This is a genomic window from Nocardia sp. NPDC003726 (assembly GCF_053586955.1).
Map to the genome: position 1 here is coordinate 41373 of NZ_JBSFNF010000030.1, position 24860 is coordinate 66232.

The following is a 24860-nucleotide window of genomic DNA, read 5'->3' on the forward strand; positions in this document are numbered from 1 at the left end:
GACCGGGAGGGAGTTATGGTGACAACCGAGCCGGAACTCGCGACACCGCCGGTTCCGCAGTGGTTCGCAGAGTTGTTCGCCCATCGACGCTGGATCCGGCACAGCAGGCCCTTTCCGCACGTGTACGCCCGCGACGTGTTCGTTCCCGAGTTCTATCGACGGCTGGCCGAGGAAGTGGATCGGGTCCGCGCGCGGCGTCCCGAGTTGTTCGCGCCGGTCGCCGCCGGCTACAGCGCCGACGGAATCCGGCTGGCCGATCTGCGCGACGGCCCGCTCGCGGTGTTCTCCTCACGGGAGTGGCACGACCTGGTCGCCCGGCTCGGCGGCGTCGAAGCGACCGGTGACGTCGAAGGGTCGTTGCACCACCACGGTCCGGGCAGCCCGTTCGGCTGGCCGCACAACGACTTCAATCCGGCCTGGTTCCCCGGTCCGCCGCCCGGACCAGGCGAAGTGCGCCTGCCCGACGCCACCGTGCATACCAAGACCGGCGCACGCGCGCCCGGCGTCGTCGCGCGCGAAACCGTGCGCGCCGTCGCGGTGCTGTTCTATTTGGGCAATCCGGGGTGGGCACCGGGCGACGGCGGCGAGACCGCGCTGTACGACCACGTCGCCGAAGGGTCGGCGCTACCGTCGGTGACCCTCGTCCCGCCGCTGGACAATTCGCTGCTGCTGTTCGAGGTCACGCCGCGCACCTGGCATACGTTCGCGGGCAACAACGTCGACGACCGCAACAGCGTGGTGATGTGGGTGCATCGCACCAGGGCGGACGCCGAGCGGCGCTGGGGAGGAGACAAGATTGTCCACTGGTGAACGCCGCGTCTGCCTGCTCACCGGCGCGAGCGGCACCCTGGGCGACGCCTTCTGCCAGGCCTACTACCGCGACTACGACATCGTCGCCGTGTGCCGCACCCGCACACCCGCGGTGCCGTCGCAGCTGGAGTGGTACGTCGATCCGCTGGCGCCGGACGCGGCGGTGCCGGAGAACGATGCCCGCGTGTTCGTGGTGCGATCCGATCTGACCCAGGCGGGCGAAGTGGAACGGGTGGTCGACCTGGCGCTGGCCCGGTTCGGCCGGGTGGACCTGCTGGTGAACAACGCGGCGCACGTCCGGCTGCACCCGGGCGGCATCGTCGACGGCGACGCCGGATTGGAGGACTTCGATCCGCATTTCGCGCTGAATGTCGCCGTGCCACTGCGTTTCGCGGCGCGCTTGGCGCAACGATGCTGGTTGCACGCGGGCCAGGAGAATCGCGCGCGCAATCGCAACATCGTCAATGTCTCGAGCATTTCCGGCTCGGAGGTCTATCCCGGGCAGACGCTGTACTCCGCGTCGAAGGCCGCGCTCAACCAGCTGACCCGCCATATCGCCGCCGAGTTCGCCGAGTTCGGGGTGCGCGCGAACGCCATCGCCCCCACCACTTTCCCGGCATTGGTCCCCACCGAGCAAGTCGCGCGGGCCATCGTCGAGCTGGACGCGAGCGCGGTGTCCGGTGGGGTGTACGGGGTCGGCGTCGAGCCGGAGCGCGCGGACGGATCCTCGCTCCGGCTCGCCGGACCGTGATTACTCGCTCGATGCGAGGCCGGTGGCCTGCTCCGACAGCGTCCAGAGCCGTCGCGCGAGATCGGCGTCGAGCGCCTGCTTGTTCTTCGGCGGCTCCACATCCAGCCGGTGGAAGTACTGGCCGTTGATCGCCGCGCCGTCGGCGGTGGTGGCCAGGTGCACCAGCGGCTCGGCGCCCTTGTCGGGCTGGAGGAAGAACGGACGCCCCAGCGGCGAGCGGATGAACCAGCCGAGGCCCAGCGGCGCGTTGTCGTAGACGCGGGTGGCGACCGCGCCGGGGTGGAAGGCGGCGGTGGTGAGGCCGGTGCCTTCGGTGCGGCGGGCCAGCTCCCTGGTGAACAGGATGTTCGCCAGCTTGGACGCGCCGTACGCGCCGAGTTGGTTGAACGAGCCGGTCGGCGCGTTGGCGGTGTCCAGGTTCAGTTTCGCCATCCGGTAGGTCGTGCTCGCGGTGTTCACCACCCGCGCCCGCGCCTGGATCAAGCGCTCCAGCAGCAGGTTGGTCAGCAGGAACGGGGACAGGTGATTGACCTGGAAGGTGAGTTCGTTGCCGTCGTCGGTGACCGTCCGCTTCGGCCACGCACCGCCCGCGTTGTTGGCCAGCACGTCGATCCTCTGGTACCGGTCGAGCAGTTGATCGGCCAGTTTGCGCACGTCGTCGAGCCGGGCGAAGTCGGCGACGAACGGCTGCGCGCCCGCCTTCGCCGCCACCTCGGCGGTTCGCTCCGGCGATCGGCCGACGACGGCGACGGTGGCGCCGCGCGCGGCGAGCCGCTGCGCCGCGGCGGCGCCGATGCCCGAGCTCGCGCCGGTCACCACCACCGTCTTTCCCGTGAGGTCCTGGTCTTGTGTCTGTTCCCGCGCTGCCATCGCTGCCTCTCGCACATCGGTTTACGTGACCCGATCGTCTTCGGCTCGCGCCGGTTCGGCAAGCACCGACGCGCGGGAGTAGTGCTCGGCGATCTCGTCGCTGGTGGTGAGCCACACTCCCGGGTGGCCCGCCACGTAATCGAGTGCCTCGTCCAGGTACTTGATCCGGAACGCCTGCCCGATCACGAACGGGTGCAGGGCCAGCGCCATGACCCGCCCGCTGCCGGCCGACTCGGCGTAGAGCTGGTCGAGCTGATCGCGCACGATCCGCACGAACTCCGGACCGCTGGTGGCCTTGCCGAGGAACAGCGTGTTGTCGTTGAGTTCCACCGAGTACGGGACGCTGAGCAGGCCGGGTACCGACAGCGGATAGGGCTGGTCGTCGTTGGTCCAGTCGAGGACGTACCCGAGGCCGAGTTCGGCCAGTAGCGACGGGGTCTGGAAGGACTCGGTGAGCGCGGGCCCCATCCAGCCGCGCGGCCTGCGCGCGGTCGAGCGTTCGATGGTCGCGACCACGTCGGCGAGGTAGGCGCGCTCCTCGTCCGCCGGAACGTCGGGCTGGAAGATCGAGTTGTTCTTCCCGTGGGCGACCCACGCCCAGTCCCGCCGCACCCCCGCCGCCACGATCTGTGGATTGTGTTCGACCACATCCGAATTGAGCAACGCGCTGGCCCGGATGCCGTGCCGGTCGAGCACATCGATGACCCGCCAGATGCCGACCCGAGGCCCGTAGTCGCGCCACCCGTAGTTCAGCGGATCCGGCGCGAGACCCGACGTGCCGGGAAAGATGCTCGTGGACGGCCGATCCACCTGATAGTGCTCGACATTGAGCCCGACATAGAACGCCACCCTGGCGTCACCGGGCCACCGCAGCGGCGGACGATCGACGATCGGGCTGTAATCGAAGAGTTCGTTGTCCATGCCCTCATGCTGAAACTTGACACTGGTGTGAGGATCAACCGTGGCGGGAGTGACGTGCGGCACACCGCGTCGCCGGGCGGAAGACGGCAGCGGTTCCGCGAGCCTCAGCGCGTGCACCGGCCGGTATCGTGCAGCGAACGCAACAACTGATCTCGTACGCACCTGGGCAACTCATCGGGACGCCCAGAAGGGGAGTGGCGCCCGACGCAGACCTGGACACGAATCTCGCGGCTCTCGACCGGTACGGCCCGGAGAGCCGCGGAGGCGGGGAGCGGCTCCAGCGCCACCCAACCAGTACGGCCTGAATACCCGGAGAGGCGGACCAGCATGCGAGTGGACGGGCGGGAGATCCCGGTCACGGGAAGCCTGCTACAACCGCTGATCCGGCGCACCAGCGACATCGTCCGGGTGGTCCTCGCAACGCTGTGGGTGGCGGTCGTGATCGCGGCCTCCTTGATCACCCGACCGGAATGGCTGGCCCTGGAACGCTCGGTCTCCAACATCGTCGGTTTCCTCAATCCGGACCAGTCGAACCTGGTCTATCTGGTCTACGGCATGGCGATTCTGGCGCTGCCGTTCGCGATCCTGATCGAGCTGATCATCGGCAGGCAGTGGAAGCTGCTCGCCGGCTACGCCGCGGCCGGCGTCGTGGCGGGCTTACTGCTGTCCATCACCGGCACCGGCCTGTCCGCGCCGAAATGGCATCTCCAAGTGCCGGACCGGCTGGACACCTTCCTGTCCCAGTTCCTCGACGATCCGCGTTGGATCGCGATGATCGCCGCGATGCTCACCGTGGCCAGCCCGTGGCTGCCCATCCGGCCGCGACGCTGGTTGTGGTTCCTGCTGCTGGCGTTCGCGCCGATCCACCTGGTGGTCAGCACCGTGGTGCCCGCGCGGGCGATGTTCGGGCTCGCGGTGGGCTGGCTGGTCGGCGCGGTGATCGTGCTCGTGGTCGGCACGCCGGCGCTGGAGGTCCCGCTGGACGCGGCCGTCCGGGTGCTCGCCCAACGCGGTCACACGGTCACCGGATTCACCGTCGTGCACCCGGCGGGCCGCGGGCCCTTGGTGCTCGCCGCCGCCATCGAAGGGCCGGAACGCGAGCTGATCGTCGAGCTGTTCGGCAAGAATCAGCGCAGCTTCGGCGCGCTGCGCCAGGTGTGGCGCTGGCTGACCTTCCGCTCCAGTGAGACCGCGGCCATCCACGGTTCGATGCACCGCGCGGTCGAGCACCGCGCGCTCATGGCGATCGCCGTCGCCGACCTCGGGCTCGGCAGTTCCAGCCCTGTCGCGGTCGCTGCGCTGTCGCGTGGCTGGATGCTGTACGCGCTCACCCAACCCTGCGGCACGGCGCTCACCGAACAGTCCGCCGAAGTGCTGCCAGGGGTGTGGCAAGCGCTGGACGCCTTGCAGCGCAAGCAGATCTCGCACGGCGACCTGCGGCCGATCGATATCCGCGTCGCCGACGGCGTCACGCTGTTCGGCGGCTTCGGCAACGCCGAATACGGAGCGTCGGACGCGCAGCTGCAATCCGACATCGCCCAGTTGCTGGTGACGACCACCGCGACGTTCGGCAAGGAGCCGGCCGTGCGCGCGGCGATCGAAACCATCGGCGAAGCCCGGGTACTCGCCGCGGCGAGCCGGTTGACCAAGTCGGCCATACCGACCGGCATCCGCAAAGCGGTTCCGGAGTGGAAGACCGCGCTGTCCGACGCCCGCGAGGAGGTGCGCAAACAGACCGGTCAGGACCGGATCGAAGCCGAGCAGATCACCCGGTTCTCCCGCAAGCAGATCATCCAGCTGGTGCTGCTGATCGGGCTGGTGTACGTCGCCTACCCGTTCATCAGCGCCGTGCCGGCCTTCTTCACCCAGCTGCGCACGGCGAACTGGTGGTGGGCGCTGCTCGGTCTGCTGGTCTCCGCACTGACCTATGTCGGCGCGGCGGCGGCGCTGTGGGCGTGCGCGTTCGGCGCGGTGAACATCCGCAACCTGCTCGTCATGCAGGTCGCCAATACCTTCGCGGCCACCACCACGCCCGCGGGCGTCGGCGGACTCGCGTTGAGCGTGCGGTTCCTGCAGAAGGCCGGGATCGGCACGGTGCGCGCGACGGCCGCGGTGGCGCTGCAACAGGCGGTGCAGGTGATCACGCATATCGGCCTGCTGCTCGCGTTCAGCATCCTCGCGGGCACCTCGGCGGACCTCTCGCATTTCGTCCCGGATGCCACCGTGCTGTATCTGCTCGCCGGCGTCGGGGTCGGGATCGTCGGCGCGTTCATGTTCGTGCCGAAACTGCGCCGCTGGCTGAACAACGCGGTCCGGCCGCAGTTGCAGGAGGTCATCGGTGAACTCGCGGAGCTGGCCCGCGATCCCAAACGGTCCGCGGTGATCATCGGCGGATGCGCGGCGCTCACCGTCGGCATGGCGGGCGCGCTGTGGGCCAGCGTGCAGGCGTTCGGCGGCGGCACCACTTTCATCACCGTCACGATCGTCACCATGATCGGCGGCACGCTCGCCGCCTCCGCGCCGACGCCGGGCGGTGTCGGCGCGGTCGAAGCGGCGCTGATCGGTGGTCTTGCCGCCTTCGGCCTGCCCGCCGAGATCGCGGTGCCATCGGTGCTGCTCTACCGCGTGCTCACCTGCTGGCTTCCGGTGTTCTGCGGCTGGTTCGCCATGCGATGGCTGGCGAAGAAGGACCTGATCTAGGCGGGTTTGACGGCCAGCAGGACGCCGGTCGCTGGGCGCACCGTGACGAACTCGATCTCGTCGAAGCCGTTCGCGCGCAGCACGTCCCGGTACCGGCGGATGTCGACGGCCGCCAGCGGGTCACCGTGGTCGTGCGAAGTGTCGTGGGCGCGGTGGGCGGCGAAACGCGCCATGACGCGCACAGCGGCGGAGAGCACGGGTCCGGTCGGATGCGCGTCGGCGAGCAGGAGCCGACCCCCCGGCCGCAGTACCCGGAACATCTGCGCGAGCGCGGCGGGACGTTGTGCCGCGTCGATGTGGTGCATCGCGAAGGTCGAGACGACCAGGTCCGCCGACGCGTCGGGCAATGGCAGCGACTGTGCCGCGCCGACCTCGAATCGGCAGTTCGGCAGGTCGCGTGCACGCGCGGTCGCGTAGTCCACCATCTGCCGTGCGGGATCGATGCCGACCACCCGGCCTGCCCCGTGAGCCAGCAATCGAGCGAAATCGCCTGGCCCGCAGCCGACGTCGACGATGTCGGCGCCCGGGGCGGGCCGCGCCAGGCGGGCGAGGCGGGCATTGAGGCGGTTGGCGCCGCCGAGCAAGGTCACCTCCTTGAGGAGCCGATAGCGCCGCGGCTGCGTGAGCAAGATACCGACGTCGTCGGCGCCGTCGTCTCGGGAGGGGATGCGGGACTTCTGTTCGTTTTCGGCCATGTGTTCAGGATCCCGCTCCCAGACCGGGATCACCAGGCACAATGTGGTGAAAACCGTCCGGAATCGGACGGAAGCGGGACATTCGTTCAGGAGAGAAAGTGCCGTCGAGCGGACACAGCACAGCTGACCGCACCGATCGCCGAGTCCGGCGCACCAGGGACTCGCTGCATCGGGCTCTGGTCGAGCTCATGATCGAACGCGGCTACGACCGGATCACCATCAGCGAGATCTTGACCCGCGCCGACGTCGGCCGCTCGACCTTCTACGCGCACTATCGCGACAAGGACGATCTGCTGCTGCGCAGCTGCGCGGAGTACTTGCGAACGGCGATCACCGCGGCGAACCCGGGCGTGCAGGACGATGATCCGCTCGCACCGGTGCACACGTTGTTCCGGCTCGCCGACGGAAGCCCCGAGGTCTACCGGGCGCTGCTGCGCCGCAAAAGCGGGGCCGTGCTCCTGCGGACGACCATCGATGTCGTGACGGAAGTATTGGGCGAGCGGCTGCGCGAGCGACTGCGACTTCCACCCGCGGAGGTCGCCACGACGGTCACCTTCCTGTCTTGGGGCGTGACCGGCCTGCTCAACGCGATCGCCGAGGCCGATCCGCCGCTCTCGGCGGACGAGGCCTATCGCCGTTTACTGCTCCTGGTCGGCCCCGGGCTGACCAGCCGGGTCGGCGGCGCTTCGGCTGGTTCGCCGAGCTCTTAGCGGACCTCTCCGTTGGACCGCGCATCAGAGAGCATCGGCCGATTCCAGCGACCGCGCCTCTGCGGGCCGACTGCTCGGGAAGAGAAGCTGCTCAGCCGCCGATCAGTTGCAGCGCATCCGCGGCGCGCACGCTGCCCGCGGTGACGAGCTCCAGATTGGCCAGCGCGGCCTCGTGGGCTTCCGGGGTGGCGGCGGCCAGACAGTCGGCCACCGGATGCACCGTGAAGCCGAGATCGGTGCCGTGCCGCGCGGTCTGCTCGACGGTCAGATTGGTGGCGACGCCCGTGACCAAAAGCGTCTCGATCCCTTGATCGGTCAGCCACCGCGGCAGTTTGCTGCCCGCCAGGCCGGAGAGTTTCTGGTTGTCGAAGACTTCCGTCGGCTGCGCCGCCATCTCCGGAATGATCGCCGCCCCCGGCGATTCCGGACGGAACTCGGTCTGCGCCGCGCCGACCGAGCGCATGAATCCGGTGTTGCGCACCAGTTCGCCCTCACCGATCGGAATGGTGAACCGGGTGAAGACCACCGGCAACCGAGCCGCGAGCGCCGCGGCGTGGAAGTCCGTCGCCCGCGCCACCACACCCGAAACCGCCACGGGCGCGGCCAGCATGGGACCGAAGAAGCCTTCGGGCCGAATGACATTCACCTGCCAGTGCAGCGCCAGAACGGCGGCGCGGATGCGTCGGATCGCCATGCGACGACCTTACGCACCCACGCCGCGCGCATTGTCCGATTCACGTGAAACCGAACTCACCGCACGCTCAGGACGAATACTCCTCGCGCAACTGGACTTTGACCACCTTGCCGCTGGCGTTGCGCGGCAGCTCGGGCAGCAGCACCAGATCCTTGGGGTGCTTGTAGCGCGCCAGGTTCTCGTTGAGGAACGGCTCCAGCTCTTCCAGGGTCAGCTCGTCGTCCGGGTCGTGCAGGGCGACCACCGCGACCGGCACCTCACCCCACTTCTCGTGCGCTCGGCCGACCACCGCGGCCTCCCGGATCTTGGGGTGCGCGAACAGGACGTTCTCCACCTCGGCGCAGTAGATGTTCTCCCCGCCGGAGATGATCATGTCCTTCTTGCGATCCACCACGTAGATGAAGCCCTCTTCGTCCTGGCGGACCAGGTCGCCGGAGTGGAACCATCCGCCAGCGAACGCCTCGGCGGTGGCCTCCGGCTTGTTCCAGTAGCCCTGCATGAGCGTGGGGCCGCGGTAGACGATCTCGCCGACCTCACCGGGCGCGACGTCGTTCATCTCGTCGTCGACGATCCGCGCCTGGATGGTCGGGATCACCTTGCCGACCGAGCCGAGCTTGCGGATCGCGTCCTTGCCCTCCAGCACGCAGGTGATCGGCGACATCTCCGTCTGGCCGAACACCGCGACGTTGAACGCGTTCGGGAAGCTCTCGGCCATCGCGCGCAGCACGGTGTCGGAAGCGGGCGCGGCGCCCCAGCTGAGCACCTCCAGCGCGAGCTTGCGGTCCTTCACCGTCGGGTGGTCGCAGACCAGCTGCCACTGCGCGGGCACGCAGAACGCGGAGGTGGCCTGCTCCCGCTCCAGGGCGTCGAGGAACTCACCGGCGTCGAAGGCGCCGAGCGGATGCAGCACCGTCTTCGAGCCGAGCATGAAGGCCGGGGCGAGGCTGCCGAGCCCGGCGATGTGGAACAGCGGCGACGTGCACAGGCCGACCGAGTCCGGCTCCAGCGCCAGCGCCCGGATGCAGGTCAGCGCCTGGGCGTTCATGTTCGCGTGGGTCAGCACCGCGCCTTTCGGGCTGCCTGTGGTGCCCGAGGTGTACATGATGAGGCTCGGGGTGTCCTCCGGGATGTCCAGCGGAGTGTGCGGCTCACCCTCCTCGGCGATCAGGTCGTCGTAACCGATCGCACCGTCGCCGGACGCGCCGCCGATCACCACGAGGGTCTCCAGGGCGGGCGCCTGCGCCCGCACGGCGGCGGCCAGCGGCTGCAGCACGGTGTCGGTGACCACCGCCTTGGCTCCGCTGTCGCCGACGATGTAGGCGACCTCGGGCGGCGTGAGCCGGAAGTTGACCGGGACCGCGATCGCGCCGAGCGCGTTGATGCCGAACACGGCCTCGAGGTATTCCGGGTAGTTCAGCGCCAGGATCAGGACCCGGTCGCCGAACCCGACGCCACGACGCGCCAGTCCGTCGGCGAACTTCAGCGACCGCTCGTGCAACTGCCGCCAGGTGGTGTCCGCGCCGCGGAACCGGAGCGCGACCGCGTCCGGGCGCATCTGCGCGTGCACGGCGAGCTGGTTGTTCCAGTGGTTGCGCCGCGACCTGATCGGCTCGTCGAGCGCTGCTGCCCCGGTGGTCATTGCCACGAACTCCTCTCGGACCGCCATCGGCCCGCCGGGATGTCCGACGGCGGCGACGGGCTGAATCGCGTGCAGAATAACAACTAACTTAAACGCCCGGCAAGAGATTGCGGAATGAATCGGGGTTAATCAGCCCGACCGGGGTCACACGCACGGGTCCGGATCTTCTAGCAGGCCATTTGCGTAACTGTACGCCGATGACGAAGGCGAAGCAGCGTCGAGGAAGATCATCGAATATGCGAACGTCGGCTCACTTGTGAGTTGAAGGCGGAGCGATTCTCGTGTCACCATCGACGCCAACGGGCGAACCGGCACGCCCGCGCGAGGTATAGGAGAAGCGCAATGCTGCGGACCAGGTTCACCGAGAAGTTCGGGGTGGAGCACCCGATCGTCCAGGGCGGCATGATGTGGGTCGGGCGGGCCGAGCTCGTCGCGGCCGTCGCCAACGCGGGCGGGCTCGGCTTCATCACGGCCCTGACCCAGCCGACCCCCGACGACCTGCGCCGCGAGATCGCGCGCACCAGGGAGCTGACCGACAAGCCGTTCGGCGTGAACGTCACCATCCTGCCGTCGATCAACCCGCCGCCGTACGCGGAATACGTGCAGGCCATCATCGACAGCGGGGTCAAGATCGTCGAGACGGCGGGAAGCAACCCCGAGCCGTTCCTGCCCTACTACAAGGACGCGGGCATCAAGGTGCTGCACAAGTGCACCAGCGTGCGGCACGCGCTGAAGGCCGAGCGGATCGGTGTGGACGGGGTGAGCATCGACGGCTTCGAATGCGCGGGCCATCCCGGTGAGGACGACGTTCCCGGCCTGGTGCTCATCCCGGCCGCCGCGCGGGAGCTGAGCATCCCGATGATCGCCTCCGGCGGCATCGCCGATGCCCGGGGCTTGGTCGCCGCGCTCGCCCTCGGCGCAGACGGCGTCAACATGGGCACCCGGTTCCTGTGCACGCAGGAGTCCTCGATCGATCAGAAGGTCAAGGAGAAGATCGTCGCGAACTCCGAGCGCGACACCCAGCTCATCTTCCGCACCATGCGCAACACGGCGCGGGTGGCGGACAACGAGATCAGCCGCAAGGTCGTCGAGATCGAGAAGTCCGGCGGCACCTTCGACGACGTGCGGGATCTGGTGGCGGGAGCGCGCGGCCGCCGCGTGTTCGAAGAGGGCGACCTGGACGCGGGCATCTGGTCGGTCGGCCTGTGCCAGGGCCTGATCCACGACATTCCGACCTGCGCCGAGCTGATCGGCCGCATGGTCACCGAGGCCGAGGAGCTGATCACCGCTCGCCTGGCCGAGACCGTGGTGGTGGGCTGACCCGCGCTACCGGGCCGCGCGGGCGGTGACGGCCGCGTAGTCGTGGCTCGCGACGAGTTCGATGCCGTCGGGCAGCGCGTGCAGGCGGTGGATCGTGGTGAAGGCGGCGTCCCGGTCGGCGTCGAACAGCTTGCCCGGCATCGGCGCCTTCTCCCGCAGCAGATCGACCTGCAACTTGCTCCAGACGGCGTCGCCCGCGAACAGCACGCGGGTGCCGTCGTCCACCGCGAGCAGCACGCCGATGCTGCCCGGGGTGTGGCCCGCGAGATCCACCAGCAGCACCGAACCGTCGCCGAACAGGTCCTTGCTGCGCGGGAAGGTCAGCACCGGGGGGCCGTCCAACTCGAAACGGTCGAAACGGCGCCCCCGCAGCGGGCCGCGCGCCACACCGGCCGGCGCGTGCGGGCCGCCCATCGCCCAGTCGTACTCGACTCCGGGCAAGCGGATCTCCACCGAAGCGGGCAGCTCGAGCAGGCCGGAGACATGATCCCAGTGCAGGTGGGTCGGCACCACGAAATCGATGTCCTCGCCCGCCAGGTCGTGTGCCGCGAGCGCGTCGGACAGCCCGAGCACCGGCTTGTCCGGCGCGACGAGCAGCGGTACCGGGAACGGCAGTTCGGGCAGCACCCGCTCGTGCACGCCCGCGCACAGGGCGGGATCGACCAGGAAACGCGCCTTCGGATGCTCGACCAGGAACGCCGCCATCGACAGCCGCATCGCCCGCAGGCTGCGCACGCCCTCGGCCACGATCGTGGTCGGCGCGGACATGGTGGCCTGCGTCAGCACGGTCAGCCCGACCGTGGCGCCCGGGGCGGGCGGCGGCACCACTTCGAGGTTCGCCAGCAGGGCCGTGTCGGGGCGGCGCGGCCGCAACAACCGGCCCGGCGTGGCCGCCAGCGCGGCGCAGCAGCGCAGCAGGGTGGGCAGAGTCGGCGTGCGCTCGGCACGGGTGGCGGCACCGCTGTCCGGTTCGGTCACGATGCCACGGTATGTGATCACGCCGGTTCGCGAAAGAGCCGGGCAGGCAGCGGATATGCGTCCTTGCTCAGGGCCGATTCTCCGGCATAATCGCGGGGGTACCGTTCTCGAGCGGGTGACGACAGCCGGGGAGACGGGGAGGGAGGACGCGATGCGGCCCGGTCTTCCGGACGGGCACGGTGGTGCACAGCAGCACGACGGTTCGCTCGGCGGTAGCCGACGCACCGCGCTGACTCGCGCCGCCGTCCTGGCGGTAGCGGATCTACTAGGCGTCGACGCCGCCTCGGTGTCGACCAACTCGCCCTTTTCCGATCTCGGCCTCGGTTCCACCCAACTCGCGAGGCTGACCGCCCATCTCGAGGACGCCATGGGAGTCGAGGTTCCGCTGACCGCGATCTACGACCATCCGGACATCGAGCAGCTTGTCGAGTATCTCGCGATGCGATGAGCAGCGCGGCTACTGCTTCCGTCGGCTCGCATCCCCCCGTCTCCATCATCGGCATCGGCTGCCGGCTGCCGGGAGCGGCGAGCGTCGCCGAGTTCTGGCAGCTGTTGACCGAGGGCACAGACGCCACGTCCACCCCGCCCGCCGGGCGGCTGGGCGCGCGGCGTGGCGGGTACCTCCGCGATGTCGAGTCCTTCGACAACGACTGGTTCGGCATCTCCGACCGCGAGGCCGCGGTGATGGACCCGCAACAGCGGCTCGCGCTGGAAGTCGCGATCGAAGCGCTCGACGACGCGGGGATCGGCTATCGCACGCGGGGCTCCGGCGCGGCCGTCGTCTTCGGCGCGTCGGGGTACGACCACGGCATCGCGGTGCTCGGCCGGGCGGGCCACGACGCCCCCTTCGCGGTGACCGGGTCGGCGCTCAGCATCATCGCCAATCGATTGTCGTACGTGCTCGACCTGCACGGGCCGAGCCTGGTGCTCGACAGCGCCTGCTCGTCCTCGCTCGCCGCGGTCGACCTCGCGGTCCGGCTGCTCGCCGACGACGCCGTGCCGTTCGCCATCGTGGGCGGCGTCAATCTCGTTCTGCTGGAACACACTTCGAACTATCTGGCCGAGGGTGGCTTCCTCTCACCCGGCGGGCGGTCGACACCGTTCGACGTCTCCGCCGACGGCTACACCCGCGGCGACGGCTGCGCCGTGGTGATTCTGCAGCGCAGCGCGGACGCGATACGCGAGGGCAACCGGGTGTACGCGGAGATCGCCGGAAGCGCCGTGGGATCGGACGGACGCTCCAACGGCATCTACGCGCCGAACGGACGCGCGCAGCAGGAGACGCTGCGCGCGGCGTGGGCGCGGGCCGGACGCCCGCCGAGCAGCGCGGACTACATCGAATGCCACGGCACCGGAACGCCTTTGGGCGACGCGGTGGAGGTCGGCGCGCTCGCAGCCGCGCTCGGCGACGGCGCGGACGGTCCGGTCTGGATCGGTTCGGTGAAGTCGAACATCGGTCATCTGGAGGCCGCCGCCGGAATCACCGGGATGGTGAAGACCGCGCTGTCCATCCACCACGGGGTGATCGCCCCGACGATCAACGTGCACACCGAGCACCCGCTGCTGCGTCTGGCCGAGCGCGGCCTGCGCGTACCCACCGAGCCGGTGGACTGGAGCCGGGTGCCCGCGCCGGAGCGCGTCGCCGGCGTCAGCTCGTTCGGATTCGGCGGCACGATCGCGCACCTCGTGCTCCGCGGCGTCGCTCGGACCCGGTCGGAAAACGACGCGCGCTTCCCGATCCTGCTCCCGCTCACCGCACGCGACGACGAGGAACTGCGCGAACGCGCGCTGCGACTGGCCGACGAACTGGACCGGGCGCGGCCGTCCCTGCCCGAGTGGGCCGCCGCGTCGGCGCGAGCGCTGCCCGAGCAGGCCAGGGCCGCGATCCTCGCGCACGATCACGCCGACGCGGTGCACCGGTTGCGCACGCTCGGAGGCGGCGACGCGGCGCTCGGCATCGTGGCCAACCGTCGCCGTGGCGGGCTGCTGTTCCTCTTCTCGGGACAGGGCGGCCAGCATCCCGAGATGGGCCGGGCGCTGGCGGCGCGGTACCCGGTCTTCGCCGCCGCGCTCGCCGAGGCGACCGACGCGATCGTGACGGCGGGCGGACCGCGGGTCTGGACGCCGCGGCACGGTTTCACCGCCGCGGGCGAGACGCAGGCCACCGACCTGGTGCAGCCCGCGTTGTTCGTCTTCCAGGTGGCATTGGTGAAACTGCTGGCGGCGTGGGGCATCCGGCCTGATGCGGTGGCGGGTCACAGTCTCGGCGAGATCGCGGCGGCTGCGGTGAGCGGCGCGCTGAGCCTCGCGGACGCGGCGCGCGTGGTGGTGCTGCGCAGCGCGACCTTGGCGCATCTGGACGGGCGGGGCGCGATGGCGGTGCTGGAGGCGGCGCCGCAGGACGCGGCCAAACTCGTGGAGCCGATGCGGTCGGAAGTGGCCGTAGCCGCGATCAACGGCCCGAGGTCGGTGGTCGTGTCCGGCACACCGCGCTATATCGACACGCTGGTGCGGCGGGCCACGCGGCGCGGAATTTTCGCGCGCAGGCTCGCGGTCGACTTCGCCGCGCACAGTCCGCAGGTCACCACCGTGCTCGCGCCTTTCGTCGCGGCGTTGAGCGAGATAACCCCGCTTGCGCCACGGCTGCCGGTGTATTCGACGGCGCGGCGCGGCGCGAAACTCACCACCGCCGCGATGGACCGCGACTACTGGGCGGAGAACGCCGCGGGCACGGTGCAATTGGCGGCCGCGCTGGAGCGTGCGGCCGAAGACGGCATCTCCACCGTGGTGGAAATCGGCCCGCATCCGGTGTTGCCGGCGGCGGTGCGAGAGTATCCGGACTTCCGCGACGGCACGCATGCCGTGGCACTGCGCGACGACGAGGTGAGCGGCTTCCTGACCGGCGTGGCCGGGTTGTACCTGGAGGGGAGGCCGATCGACTGGTCCGCGCTCGGCGCCTTCGGCACGCCGGCGCCGCGGCGTTGGCGCAAGCGGAGATTTCCGCTGCTGACGGCCGGGCCGGCGAGCGCGCATGTCCCCGAATCCACCTTCACGGCAGAGGATCTGACCGACCACGTAGTGCAGGGTGACAACATCGTGCCCGCCGTCTTCTGGCTGCGAAGACTGCTGCGACTGGCCGGGGACACCGTCGGCTCGGCCACCCTGGCGGACTTCGCCGTGCACGAGAAGACCGATCCGGGCGTCCTGCCCGAGGTCGTCTATCGCGGGCCCGGCGTGGCGGAAAGCGTGCGGGCGGAGGTCACGGGCACCGGGACGCTGGCTTCGGCCCGGCCCGCCGGTGACCCCACACCCGCGGATATCGTCGCATGGATGCGGGTGGTCGACGCAAACCGGGCCGCTCGGCATCACATGCGCGTCATCACCACCGGCGTCTTCTATCAGGAATTGCGCCGCAGGCGGCTGGAGTACGGTCCCCGGTTCCGCACACTGCGCGGCATCGCCGCGGGCGCCGGACGCGCGCTCGGCCTGTTCGACGCCGCCGAATTGCATCGCACCGCGACGCTGGACGGCTGCCTGCACGCGCTCGCCGCCGCGGTGTTCGACGAATTGCCCACGACGTCGATACCGCTGCCCATCGGCATCGCCTCGGCCTGGCTGTCGCGTGAACCCGATCGCCACGTGCTCGAGGTGCACGCCCTGGTCCGCGAGCGCGGCGACACCGGACTGATCGGCGACGTCATCGCGACCGACCAGCACGGTGTGCCCTGTCTGGCTCTGTCCGGTGTACGCATTCGCTACGCCGATCCCGCTGACGAGGACGGGCTCGGCGTCCTGCGCACCGCGCCCGCCGGAAACGCGACGCGCAAAGCGCCCTTCCGCCAGGAGACCTGGGAGTCACGCGACCTCCGTTCGCTCGGCGACGCGCCTGAAACCCGCGTACGAAGGGCGGTGGTGGTCGGCGCCTCCGACCTCGCCGTCCGGCTCGCTCGCGCGCTCGACGCCGAGCTGCCGACCGAACGGATCGCGCGCGAGCCGGACGACGCGAGCCCGCTGGTCGGTGCGGTGCTGGCCGGGCGCACCGGAGGCCACGCCGTGGTGGCCGTCTGGCCCAACGGTTCCGGCGCGAGCGAGGGTGATGACGCCGCGGCGGCGGCCGGTCGTGTCCTCGAACTGCTGCAACTGATCGCCGCCCACGACGCCACCGCTTCCGTGACAGTCGTACTGCCGCAGGCGGACACGGCCCGCTCACCTTCGCGGTCCGATGAAGCCACGGTGACGGCCTCGGTCGTCCCCGCGGCCATCGCCGGGCTGGTGCGCTCGCTGCAACTGGAGACCGGTCGCACGGTGCGCCTGGTCTGGGCCGATCCCGATCCGAGGAACCTGCCGCTGCTCACCCGTCTCGTGACGACCACCGACAGCGCCGTGCCCGACGAGCTGCGCCTGTCGGCGGGCGAGATCGCGGTGCGGCGCTTCACGCCCGCGCGGCCGCGCGCCGTGCCCGCCGTCGGCATCGACGCGAACGGAACCTACGTCGTCACCGGCGGGCTCGGCACGCTCGGCTCGGTCGCCGTGCGCTGGTTGCTCGACGCGGGCGCGCGCGACGTGGTGGTGCTGACCAGGGCGCCGCGCCCGGTGCCCGCCCTGCTCGACGGCTTGGAGGACCGCATCGTCGTGGTGCGCTGCGACGCCGCCGACCGGGACGACCTGGCCAACGCGCTCAGTGACATCAGGGCCTCCGACTCGGTGATTCGCGGCGCCGTGCACGCGGCGGGCGTGCTCGAGGACGCCGAGTTCGACACGATCACCACGGGGCAGCTGGCCAGAACGTTCCTGCCCAAATCCACTGCCGCAGGCAATCTGATCGAGCTCACCGCGACCGACGCCACCGATTTCGTGTTGTTGTTCTCCTCGGCCACCAGCGCGCTCGGTGCGCCGGGCCAGGCAGCGTACGCCGCCGCCAACGCGGCGATGGACGCTCTCGCCCAGCGTGATCCGGGTAGACGGATCGTGAGCGTCGGCTGGGGGCTCTGGGATTCCGGCCTCGCCGCGGCGGCGGGCGGCGCGAACCATCTCCGGCGTGCGGGCGTCGGCGCGTTCGACCTGCCGGGCGGAAGCGCCATACTGTCCCAGGTCCTGCGCTATGACGGCCCATACCTGCTGGCACTGGAGCACACGCCGACGACAGACACTTCCCCGATCGCGATGCGATTGACGAATCTGCTGGCGCCCGTATCCCGTTCCGATCCCGCGCCCGCGCCGGCCGCGAGCGAGCGCACACCCGAGCCCGCCGAACCACTGACCACGATCATCCGCCGCATCCTGGCGAGCACGCTCGACCTGCCCGCCGAGCATATCGACCCCGCGGCCGACTTCAACGGCCTAGGACTCAGCTCGCTGCTCGCGATCGAGATGCGGCGAAACCTGGAAGCGCGCCTGCGCGTCCGGATCGCGACCGCCGAGTTGTTCAAGCACCCCACCATCACCGCTCTCGGCGCCGCCCTGCTGGATCGGGTCGCCGCGAACACCGGAGACACCTCGTGACCCACGCCGACCACCCGGCGGGCAACGGTCTCGCCACATCGGTGGCCGCATGGGCCGCCACCCGGCCGGACGAGCCGGCCTTCACCGAATTGCGTTTCCGCGTCCACGACCGCAAGCCCGTCACGCTGACCTACGCGCGCTTGCATGCGGCGGCGGGCGCGCTGGCCGCGCGGCTGCGGCAGGAGAGCGCCCCCGGCGACCGGGTGGGCATCCTCTGCGCGCACGGCGTCGACTACGCGGTGGCGTTTCTCGCCTGCCTGTACAGCAATCGGGTCGCAGTGCCGCTGTTCCCGGCCGCGGGCGCGCGCAACCGCGACCGCCTGCATGCCGTCTTGGCCGATGCCAGGCCCACGCTCGCCCTGCTCTCCGCGCACGACGAGATCACCGCACCAATCCTGGGCGACGCCCTCGGCCGCGTGCTCACCTTGCCCGCGCATCCGGCTGTGCCGGAATGGGATTCGGCCGCGCACACCTCGATGGCGACGGCGAGCACGGCCGCGCGCCGCGCGGGATCACCGGAGACGCGGTTCGTCCCGCCGAGCGCGAATTCGCCCGCGCCGGTGATTGATCCGGTGTGCGACGAGCTGGCCTATGTGCAGTACACCTCCGGATCGACGAAGTCGCCCGCGGGCGTCCGGGTCACCCACGAGAACCTCGCGGCGGCGTTGACGCAGCTCGGGTACGCCGTGTCGGTCGCGAAGGACAGGCCGATCGTGACCTGGTTGCCGTTCTTCCACGACATGGGTCTGATCCTCGGCCTTTCGCTGCCGCTGTTCCTCGGCGTGCACGGCATCACGCTGGCTCCGGCGGAGTTCGTGAAGCGCCCCGTCCGCTGGCTGCGCGCGATCGCCGACTATCGCGCAGGCACCACGGGATGCCCCAATTTCGGATTGCAGCTCGCGGTGTCGGGCACCACTCCCGCCGAACGCGCCGGGCTGGACCTGTCCGGATTGGACCTCGTGCTCAACGGCTCGGAGCCGGTCCGCGCCGACGCACTCGCCGAGTTCACCGAGACCTTCGCTCCGTACGGATTCCGTCATCACGCGCACACCCCCGGCTTCGGCCTGGCCGAGGCCACCCTGACGGTCACCATCTGCGATCAGCGCGAGGACCCGGTATGGCACCGTTTCGACCGGGCCGCACTGTCGGAAGGACGCGCGGTCGTGCAGCTGGCGGACACATCCGAAACCACGGAGGGCGTGTCGCTGGTCGGGTGCGGCGCACCCGCCGGACAGCAGGTGCGGATCGTCGACCCGATGACCGGGGCCGTGCTGCCCGCCGGACGCGTCGGCGAGATCTGGGTGGCCGGCGACAATGTGTGCGACGGATACGCGGGCAGACCGGATGCCACGGCGGAGGTGTTCGGCGCCACGGTGCCGGGAAGCGCCGCCCGCTGGCTGCGCACCGGCGATCTCGGGTTCCAGTACGACGGCCAGCTCTACATCGCGGGCCGCCGCAAGGACGTCATCGTGGTGGACGGGCGCAATCACTATCCCGCCGACATCGAGGCGACGGTGCAGGCATGCGCGCCCGAGATCCGGCCCGGGCACGTGACGGCGTTCGGGTACGACGACGGGCTGCGCGAAGACCTGGTCGTGGTGGCCGAACTCGGTGCCGTCGATGGCCGCGAGCCGCTCGAACTCTTCGCTTCAGCCCGGCGCATCCGCACCGCGGTTGCCGCGACCCACGAGGTGATGCCCGGTGCGGTACTTCTTGTTGAGCCGGGACGAATCCCCAAGACCAGCAGCGGAAAACTCCGCCGCGGCGAATGCAGGGCGCGTTACCTGGCGGGCCGCCTCGATCCGGTGGCCATGATCTGACCACCCTGCTTCCGTTCAGTGCTCGTCTCGACCCATGAGACGGTCGGTCTCGCGACGCTCACGCTTGGTCGGCCGTCCCGCACCGCGGTCGCGGCGGGGCAAGCTCGCCAGGATTTCGCGCGGGGGCGGAGGCGGACTGCGATCGATCAGGCACTGCGCGGCGATCGGAGCGCCGACGCGCTTGGTGATGATCCGCTCCACGATGACGATGCGCTCGATGCCGCCCACGCGGACGCGCACCTCGTCACCGGGACGCACCGGCTGCGCGGGCTTGGCCGTCGCGCCGTTCACCCGGACATGCCCGCCACGGCATGCCTCCGCGGCGGCGGACCTGGTTTTGAACAGGCGCACCGCCCAGGTCCACGAATCGACGCGGGCCTGGGTCGCGGTGCTTTGGATGCCGGATTCGGCGCGGGCCACTCGTTAGACGATACGGCGTGCGGTGACCACCATGTCGGGGCGCAGCGGCGTGTAGGACACCGGCGTACCCGTCTGTACGGCGTTCAGGAGCTTGTTGTCGCCCGCGTAGATGCCGACGTGACCGCCGCCGTTGGTGATGACGATGTCGCCCGGCTTCAGCTCGTTGTAGGCGACCGGAGCGCCGACGTGCGACTGCTCGAAGCTGGTGCGGGGCAGCTCGACGCCCGCCTGGCGGAACGCCCACTGGACCAGACCCGAGCAGTCGAAGGAACGGGGACCCGCCGCGCCCCAGGAGTACTGGGCGCCGACCTTGGTCTTGGCGGCGTCGAGGGCGATGTCGCCCGGGCTGTTGTTCTGCTGCTGGCCGAACAGGCCCGGCAGCATGGGCGCGAAATTGGGGGCCTGGGGAGCGACCTCTTGCGGCGCCTGGGCAGGGGCGGCGGGAACGGCCGCGAGCGCCTGCTGGATCTGCTGATTGAGCTGCTGAACCGGCTGTTCCCACTCCTGCGGAACGTCGAAATTGCCGACACCGGGAACGTTGATGGTCGCGGCCATGGCCGGAATCGCAGGCATGGCGCCGGTCGCGGCCACCGCACCCATGACAATCGCGCCCTTGACGGAATTCGGAACCCGAGAATCCCGTTGCAAGCTGTGTTTACCCACCGAGCTACGTCTCCGATCTTACTGCTCTCCCGCCGACCGGGTTAGCTGACGGGTTCGGGCCGGGAGAGCGGCCCTACCTCGCGGCCGGAATCGGCCTCGAGGATTCACCCCAGACGAACCTGTGGGTCCCCGGCACGACAGCCGAGACCGATTGGCCCCGACAGCCGTTAAGGCGGTAACTAGTGGCGCCGTTTCTCTTACGAAGCGACTGGTTCCACTAAGTCACGAAGAGATTACGGTGCCGACGCGATGTTGTCCAGCGCACAGAGCTGCATCTTTTCCATCACGGCGGGAACGCCGATCGGATCGGCGGAAAATCGCCGTCGGGCGAAGGTCACGAAGCGGTCTCGCCGCCCTGGGCGAGGACACCGAACGGGGACGCCTCGCCTGTCCAACCGCCCGACTCAGCGTCGCGTCCCGTGCACCGCGCGTTCGAGTTCGTCGATCCTGCGGCGCGCCTCGGCCAGCTCGACCTCCAGCTTGCCGAGCGCCATGACCAGCGGACCGACCGCGAGATCGGCGACCAGCTGGGGATCGTCGTAGCCGCGCTCGATCGCGATGAGGATGTTGGACCGGATGCGCTCGGCCACCGTGGCGCCCGCCGGAACGTTCCAGGATCCGACCACCTCGGCGAGGTCAGCGGTAGGTGGTTCGTCGGACATGCCCCTCCGTTCCCGCGCCGCCCTGCCGCGCGACCATTCTGGCGAACCGCCACCAGCCTAGAGAACCGGCGGCGAGAGCAATAGTGCAATACGAAACGCTAAGGCTTTCTAGAACACGCCGTAGATGCGCCCAGATTATCCGGACGAAACGCGCTACGGTGTCGGGGCATGGACCCCGTGCGGAACCCGTATGCCCCCGGCGCGGGACAGCGCCCGCCCGAATTGGCCGGGCGCGACAAACAACTCACGGCTTTCGACATCGTGCTCGAACGCGTCGCGCGTGGTCGGCCGGAACGCAGCGTCATGCTGACCGGCCTGCGCGGCGTCGGGAAGACGGTGCTGCTCAACCAACTTCGCTCGGCCGCGATATCGCGCGGTTGGGGCACCGGCAAGATCGAGGCGCGTCCGGACCAGGAACTGCGCCGCCCACTGTCCTCGGCGCTGCACATGGCTGCGCGTGCGATCGCGACGGCGCACCGCAATCCGGAACGGGTGGACGACTTCCTCGGCATACTCAAGGCTTTCGCGCTGCGGGCCACCGCGGACAAGGGCATGCGGGAGCGCTGGCAGCCCGGCATCGACGTCCCCGCGGTGAGCGGCAGGGCCGATTCCGGCGACATCGAGATCGATCTGGTGGAACTCCTGGTGGAGGCCGCGGCACTGGCCGCAGACATCGGCGTCGGCATCGCGATCTTCATCGACGAGATGCAGGATCTGGGTCCCGCCGACATCTCCGCGATCTGCGGCGCGTGCCACGAACTGAGCCAGGACGCCGCGCCGCTGATCGTGGTCGGCGCGGGCCTGCCCCACCTGCCCGCGGTGCTGTCCGCCTCGAAGAGCTATTCGGAGCGACTATTCAGCTATCACCGCATCGACCGCTTGGACCGGGAATCCGCCGATCAAGCGCTGATCGCGCCCGCCCGGCGCGAGGACGTGAAATTCACCGACGAGGCGCTGGACGCGCTGTACAGCAAGGCGGATGGCTACCCGTATTTCGTACAGGCTTACGGCAAGGCCGTGTGGGATCAGGCGCCGGAGAGCCCGATCACGGCCGAGGACGTGGAGGTGGCATCGCCCGCGGCCGAGGAAGAGCTCGCGGTCGGGTTCTTCGGTTCCCGCTACGAGCGGGCTACGCCCGCCGAGCGGGAGTACATGCGGGCGATGGCCGACCTGTCCGGCGACGACGGCCCGGTGGCGACCGCGGCGGTGGCCAACGAACTCGGCCGCAAGCCCGCTTCGCTCTCACCCGCCCGCGACGGCCTGATCAAGAAAGGTCTCATCTACTCCGCCGAGCGCGGCACGATCGGGTTCACGGTGCCGCACTTCGGCCGGTATCTGCGCTCGGTCTGAGCCGGGCCGGCCCTGCGGGCAGCGGTGGATTGCTGCCTATTCGCCCCTCTTTCAAGATCGCTAGATATTCGTAGATTTATCTCGACCAGCGGGCCTACCGGTGAGTAACAAACCCTCCTACACTCGAATGTGATCCTGATCACGCCCGAGGGAGGACATCATGGCGACAGCCGCGAAAGTCGACGCCACCGAAGAACAGGCCCGCGCACTGGTCGAGGAGTCCCGCGAAACGAGCTGGGCCAAACCGTCCTTCGCCAAGGAGATGTTCCTTGGGCGGTTCCGGCTCGACCTGATCCACCCGTATCCGCAGCCCGGCCCCGAGGATGCCGAGCGCACCGAAGCGTTCCTGTCCCGGCTGCGCACGCTGTGCGAGTCCATGGACGGGTCGGTGATCGAAGCGGAGGGCCGGATCCCGGACGAGTACGTCAAGGGCTTGGCCGAACTCGGCTGCTTCGGCCTGAAGATCCCGCAATCGTACGGCGGACAAGGGCTGTCCCAGTTCGGCTACAACCGAGCGCTGATGCTGGTCGGCTCGACGCACCCGAGCCTCGGCGTCCTGCTCTCCGCGCATCAGTCCATCGGGGTGCCCGAGCCGCTCAAACTGGCTGGCACCGACGAGCAGAAGGCCGAGTTCCTGCCCCGCTGCGCGGCCGGGGCGGTCAGCGCGTTCCTGCTCACCGAGCCCGACGTCGGCTCCGATCCGGCCAGGATGGCCAGCACCGCGACGCCGACCGACGACGGTGAGGCCTACCTGCTCAACGGCGTGAAGCTGTGGACGACCAACGGCGTGGTCGCCGAGCTGCTGGTGGTGATGGCGCGCGTGCCCAAGAGCGAGGGGCATCGCGGCGGCATCTCGGCGTTCGTGGTCGAGGCCGACTCACCGGGCATCACCGTCGAGCGCCGCAACTCCTTCATGGGCCTGCGCGGCATCGAGAACGGCCTGACCCGTATGCACGACGTCCGGGTGCCGAAGCGCAACCTGATCGGCCGGGAGGGCGACGGCCTCAAGATCGCGCTCACCACGCTGAACGCGGGCAGGCTCGCCATTCCGGCGTTGTGCACCGCCGCCGCCAAGTGGTCACTGAAGATCGCGCGGGAGTGGAGCACCCAGCGGGTGCAGTGGGGCAGGCCGGTGGGCGAGCACGCGGCCGTGGGCCAGAAGATCGCGTTCATCGCGGCGACCACGTTCGCGCTGGAAGCGGCGCTGGATCTGTCGGCGACCATGTCCGACGAGGGCCGCAACGACATCCGGATCGAGGCGGCGCTGGCCAAGCTGTGGGCCAGCGAGATGAGCTGCCGGATCGCCGACGAACTCGTGCAGATCCGCGGCGGCCGCGGCTACGAGACGGCGGCGTCGCTCGCCGCGCGGGGCGAACGGGCCGTCCCCGCCGAACAGCTGGTGCGCGATCTGCGGATCAATCGCATCTTCGAAGGGTCCAGCGAGATCATGCGGCTGCTGATCGCCAGGGAGATGGCCGACGCGCACATGGCGGCGGCGGGCGCGCTGGTCGACCGCAAGGCCGAGTTCAAGGACAAGGCGAAGGCCGCGGTCGGCGCGACGGGTTTCTACGCCAAGTGGTTCCCGCAGCTCGCGGTCGGCGCGGGTACGGTGCCAGCGGCCTACACCGAGTTCGGGGTGCTGGCCCGGCATCTGCGCTTCGTCGAGCGCAGTGCGCGCAAGCAGGCCAGGTCGCTGATGTACGCGATGGGCCGCTGGCAGGCGGGGCTGGAGTACCGGCAGAACTTCCTCGGCCGGATCGTCGACATCGGCGCCGAGCTGTTCGCGATGTCGGCGGCCTGCGTGCGCGCCCATGCCTTGCGTGCCGCGGACGCGCCGGAGGGCAAGGCGGCCGAAGAACTGGCCGACACCTTCTGCAGGCAGTCGCGGCTGCGCGTGCGCGAGTTGTTCGACGCGCTGTGGGAGAACACCGACGACGACGACCGCACCCTGACCCGCGGCGTGCTCGACGGCCGCTACGAATGGCTCGAGGACGGCGTGCTCGACCCGAGCGAGGGAACCGGCCCGTGGATCGCGGAGTGGCAGATGGGGCCGTCGACCGAGCAGAACCTCCTGCACCCGTTCCTGCCGTCCACACGCCCCGGCGCGAAGGCCTGAGTGGCAGCGGACCCGCCGCGCGCCCGTCAGTGGCCGGGGGCGCGGCGGGCTTATCGCCCACTATTTGCCACTATTGAATTTTCCCTAGAAAGCCGCAGATTCTTCTCGCGGGTCGCGAACCAAGGTGGCCCGACAGTGGTCAGCTAGCGTTCCGTAGTTTTTCCTGTGCGCGTGGCGACAGCTGCCCCATCGACCGGCGGCGTCGGTTGGACAACGTGTGCGTAACGGCAGGTGTAAGG

At 69.8% G+C, this 24860-nt stretch carries 19 protein-coding genes and 1 riboswitch; of the genes, 10 read left to right on the plus strand and 9 right to left on the minus strand.

Features of this window, described 5'->3' with window-relative positions:
- The first annotated feature begins 15 nt into the window (after positions 1–15).
- Together ACWDMM_RS29270 and ACWDMM_RS29275 are read left to right on the plus strand one after the other, a co-directional pair.
- Positions 16–810 carry a 2OG-Fe(II) oxygenase family protein gene (locus ACWDMM_RS29270; RefSeq protein ID WP_449940508.1) on the plus strand — a complete coding sequence of 265 codons (795 nt, stop codon included), beginning with the start codon at positions 16–18 and terminating at the stop codon, positions 808–810.
- Positions 797–1561, plus strand: a complete 765-nt coding sequence (locus tag ACWDMM_RS29275; protein ID WP_357111051.1) for an SDR family NAD(P)-dependent oxidoreductase — start codon at positions 797–799, stop codon at positions 1559–1561. Before ACWDMM_RS29270 ends, ACWDMM_RS29275 begins: the two co-directional genes overlap by 14 nt.
- On the opposite strand, the gene ACWDMM_RS29280 is transcribed toward ACWDMM_RS29275, so the two are convergent.
- A complete protein-coding gene (locus ACWDMM_RS29280; protein WP_195079501.1) occupies positions 1562–2431 on the minus strand; it encodes an SDR family NAD(P)-dependent oxidoreductase in 870 nt (289 codons plus the stop codon).
- Positions 2432–2452: 21 nt separating this feature from the next.
- Entirely contained in the window at positions 2453–3352 is a 900-nt protein-coding gene (locus ACWDMM_RS29285; protein ID WP_357111048.1) for a polysaccharide deacetylase family protein, read from the minus strand.
- A 327-nt stretch (positions 3353–3679) separates the two neighbouring features.
- Here ACWDMM_RS29285 and ACWDMM_RS29290 point away from each other — a divergent pair, with 327 nt between their 5' ends.
- The gene (locus ACWDMM_RS29290; protein WP_195079503.1) at positions 3680–6052 is read left to right on the plus strand and encodes a lysylphosphatidylglycerol synthase transmembrane domain-containing protein; all 2373 of its coding nucleotides are present in this window, start codon (positions 3680–3682) and stop codon (positions 6050–6052) included.
- On the opposite strand, the gene ACWDMM_RS29295 is transcribed toward ACWDMM_RS29290, so the two are convergent.
- Complete coding sequence (locus tag ACWDMM_RS29295; protein ID WP_195079504.1) at positions 6049–6747, minus strand: class I SAM-dependent methyltransferase; 699 nt, start codon at positions 6745–6747, stop codon at positions 6049–6051. The genes ACWDMM_RS29290 and ACWDMM_RS29295 overlap by 4 nt on opposite strands.
- A gap of 98 nt (positions 6748–6845) precedes the next feature.
- Between ACWDMM_RS29295 and ACWDMM_RS29300 the strand changes: the two genes are divergently transcribed.
- Positions 6846–7457 (plus strand): TetR/AcrR family transcriptional regulator, encoded by a 612-nt coding sequence (locus ACWDMM_RS29300; RefSeq protein WP_323124336.1) that lies wholly within the window; start codon positions 6846–6848, stop codon positions 7455–7457.
- 91 nt (positions 7458–7548) lie between these two features.
- On the opposite strand, the gene ACWDMM_RS29305 is transcribed toward ACWDMM_RS29300, so the two are convergent.
- Complete coding sequence (locus ACWDMM_RS29305) at positions 7549–8151, minus strand: cysteine hydrolase (protein ID WP_195079505.1); 603 nt, start codon at positions 8149–8151, stop codon at positions 7549–7551.
- Between the two features lie 67 nt (positions 8152–8218).
- On the minus strand, positions 8219–9790 hold the full coding sequence (gene fadD5 / locus ACWDMM_RS29310) for a fatty-acid--CoA ligase FadD5 (RefSeq protein WP_195079506.1): 1572 nt from the start codon (positions 9788–9790) through the stop codon (positions 8219–8221).
- A 342-nt stretch (positions 9791–10132) separates the two neighbouring features.
- Between fadD5 and ACWDMM_RS29315 the strand changes: the two genes are divergently transcribed.
- Positions 10133–11110: an NAD(P)H-dependent flavin oxidoreductase gene (locus tag ACWDMM_RS29315; RefSeq protein ID WP_195079507.1), complete on the plus strand. Its 978-nt coding sequence runs from the start codon at positions 10133–10135 to the stop codon at positions 11108–11110.
- A gap of 6 nt (positions 11111–11116) precedes the next feature.
- Here the strand turns inward: ACWDMM_RS29315 and ACWDMM_RS29320 are convergent, their stop codons facing one another.
- The gene (locus ACWDMM_RS29320; protein ID WP_323124337.1) at positions 11117–12088 is read right to left on the minus strand and encodes an MBL fold metallo-hydrolase; all 972 of its coding nucleotides are present in this window, start codon (positions 12086–12088) and stop codon (positions 11117–11119) included.
- Positions 12089–12203: 115 nt separating this feature from the next.
- On the opposite strand from ACWDMM_RS29320, the gene ACWDMM_RS29325 reads away from it, so the two are divergent.
- Genes ACWDMM_RS29325 through ACWDMM_RS29335 form a run of 3 tightly spaced genes read left to right on the plus strand, consistent with a single transcriptional unit; the run spans position 12204 to position 19410 of the window.
- Complete coding sequence (locus ACWDMM_RS29325) at positions 12204–12536, plus strand: acyl carrier protein (RefSeq protein ID WP_323124338.1); 333 nt, start codon at positions 12204–12206, stop codon at positions 12534–12536.
- Positions 12533–17590, plus strand: coding sequence for an SDR family NAD(P)-dependent oxidoreductase (locus tag ACWDMM_RS29330; RefSeq protein WP_449940515.1), 5058 nt, complete (start codon positions 12533–12535; stop codon positions 17588–17590). Before ACWDMM_RS29325 ends, ACWDMM_RS29330 begins: the two co-directional genes overlap by 4 nt.
- Positions 17587–19410, plus strand: coding sequence for a fatty acyl-AMP ligase (locus tag ACWDMM_RS29335; protein WP_449940517.1), 1824 nt, complete (start codon positions 17587–17589; stop codon positions 19408–19410). The genes ACWDMM_RS29330 and ACWDMM_RS29335 overlap by 4 nt, the downstream gene beginning before the upstream one ends.
- Positions 19411–19425: 15 nt before the next feature.
- Here the strand turns inward: ACWDMM_RS29335 and ACWDMM_RS29340 are convergent, their stop codons facing one another.
- The 3 genes from ACWDMM_RS29340 to ACWDMM_RS29350 form a co-directional block, all read right to left on the minus strand.
- The gene (locus ACWDMM_RS29340) at positions 19426–19830 is read right to left on the minus strand and encodes an RNA-binding S4 domain-containing protein (protein ID WP_449940519.1); all 405 of its coding nucleotides are present in this window, start codon (positions 19828–19830) and stop codon (positions 19426–19428) included.
- Between the two features lie 3 nt (positions 19831–19833).
- A complete protein-coding gene (locus ACWDMM_RS29345) occupies positions 19834–20430 on the minus strand; it encodes a C40 family peptidase (protein ID WP_195079510.1) in 597 nt (198 codons plus the stop codon).
- Between the two features lie 78 nt (positions 20431–20508).
- Positions 20509–20678, minus strand: a riboswitch (cyclic di-AMP (ydaO/yuaA leader).
- A gap of 219 nt (positions 20679–20897) precedes the next feature.
- On the minus strand, positions 20898–21155 hold the full coding sequence (locus tag ACWDMM_RS29350) for a hypothetical protein (RefSeq protein WP_195079511.1): 258 nt from the start codon (positions 21153–21155) through the stop codon (positions 20898–20900).
- A gap of 168 nt (positions 21156–21323) precedes the next feature.
- Between ACWDMM_RS29350 and ACWDMM_RS29355 the strand changes: the two genes are divergently transcribed.
- Entirely contained in the window at positions 21324–22505 is a 1182-nt protein-coding gene (locus ACWDMM_RS29355) for an AAA family ATPase (RefSeq protein ID WP_195079512.1), read from the plus strand.
- Between the two features lie 160 nt (positions 22506–22665).
- Positions 22666–24621 carry an acyl-CoA dehydrogenase family protein gene (locus tag ACWDMM_RS29360; RefSeq protein ID WP_449940521.1) on the plus strand — a complete coding sequence of 652 codons (1956 nt, stop codon included), beginning with the start codon at positions 22666–22668 and terminating at the stop codon, positions 24619–24621.
- Positions 24622–24860 lie beyond the last annotated feature (239 nt).

Coding starts and splice junctions, on each gene's coding strand:
- ACWDMM_RS29350 (WP_195079511.1), bottom strand. CDS start 21,155: ATGTCCGACGAACCACCTACCGCTGACCTCGCCGAGGTGGTCGGATCC.
- ACWDMM_RS29285 (WP_357111048.1), bottom strand. CDS start 3,352: ATGGACAACGAACTCTTCGATTACAGCCCGATCGTCGATCGTCCGCCG.
- ACWDMM_RS29345 (WP_195079510.1), bottom strand. CDS start 20,430: ATGGGTGCGGTGGCCGCGACCGGCGCCATGCCTGCGATTCCGGCCATG.
- ACWDMM_RS29270 (WP_449940508.1), top strand. CDS start 16: ATGGTGACAACCGAGCCGGAACTCGCGACACCGCCGGTTCCGCAGTGG.
- ACWDMM_RS29280 (WP_195079501.1), bottom strand. CDS start 2,431: ATGGCAGCGCGGGAACAGACACAAGACCAGGACCTCACGGGAAAGACG.
- ACWDMM_RS29290 (WP_195079503.1), top strand. CDS start 3,680: ATGCGAGTGGACGGGCGGGAGATCCCGGTCACGGGAAGCCTGCTACAA.
- ACWDMM_RS29330 (WP_449940515.1), top strand. CDS start 12,533: ATGAGCAGCGCGGCTACTGCTTCCGTCGGCTCGCATCCCCCCGTCTCC.
- ACWDMM_RS29360 (WP_449940521.1), top strand. CDS start 22,666: ATGGCGACAGCCGCGAAAGTCGACGCCACCGAAGAACAGGCCCGCGCA.
- ACWDMM_RS29355 (WP_195079512.1), top strand. CDS start 21,324: ATGGACCCCGTGCGGAACCCGTATGCCCCCGGCGCGGGACAGCGCCCG.
- ACWDMM_RS29315 (WP_195079507.1), top strand. CDS start 10,133: ATGCTGCGGACCAGGTTCACCGAGAAGTTCGGGGTGGAGCACCCGATC.
- ACWDMM_RS29305 (WP_195079505.1), bottom strand. CDS start 8,151: ATGGCGATCCGACGCATCCGCGCCGCCGTTCTGGCGCTGCACTGGCAG.
- ACWDMM_RS29295 (WP_195079504.1), bottom strand. CDS start 6,747: ATGGCCGAAAACGAACAGAAGTCCCGCATCCCCTCCCGAGACGACGGC.
- fadD5 (WP_195079506.1), bottom strand. CDS start 9,790: ATGACCACCGGGGCAGCAGCGCTCGACGAGCCGATCAGGTCGCGGCGC.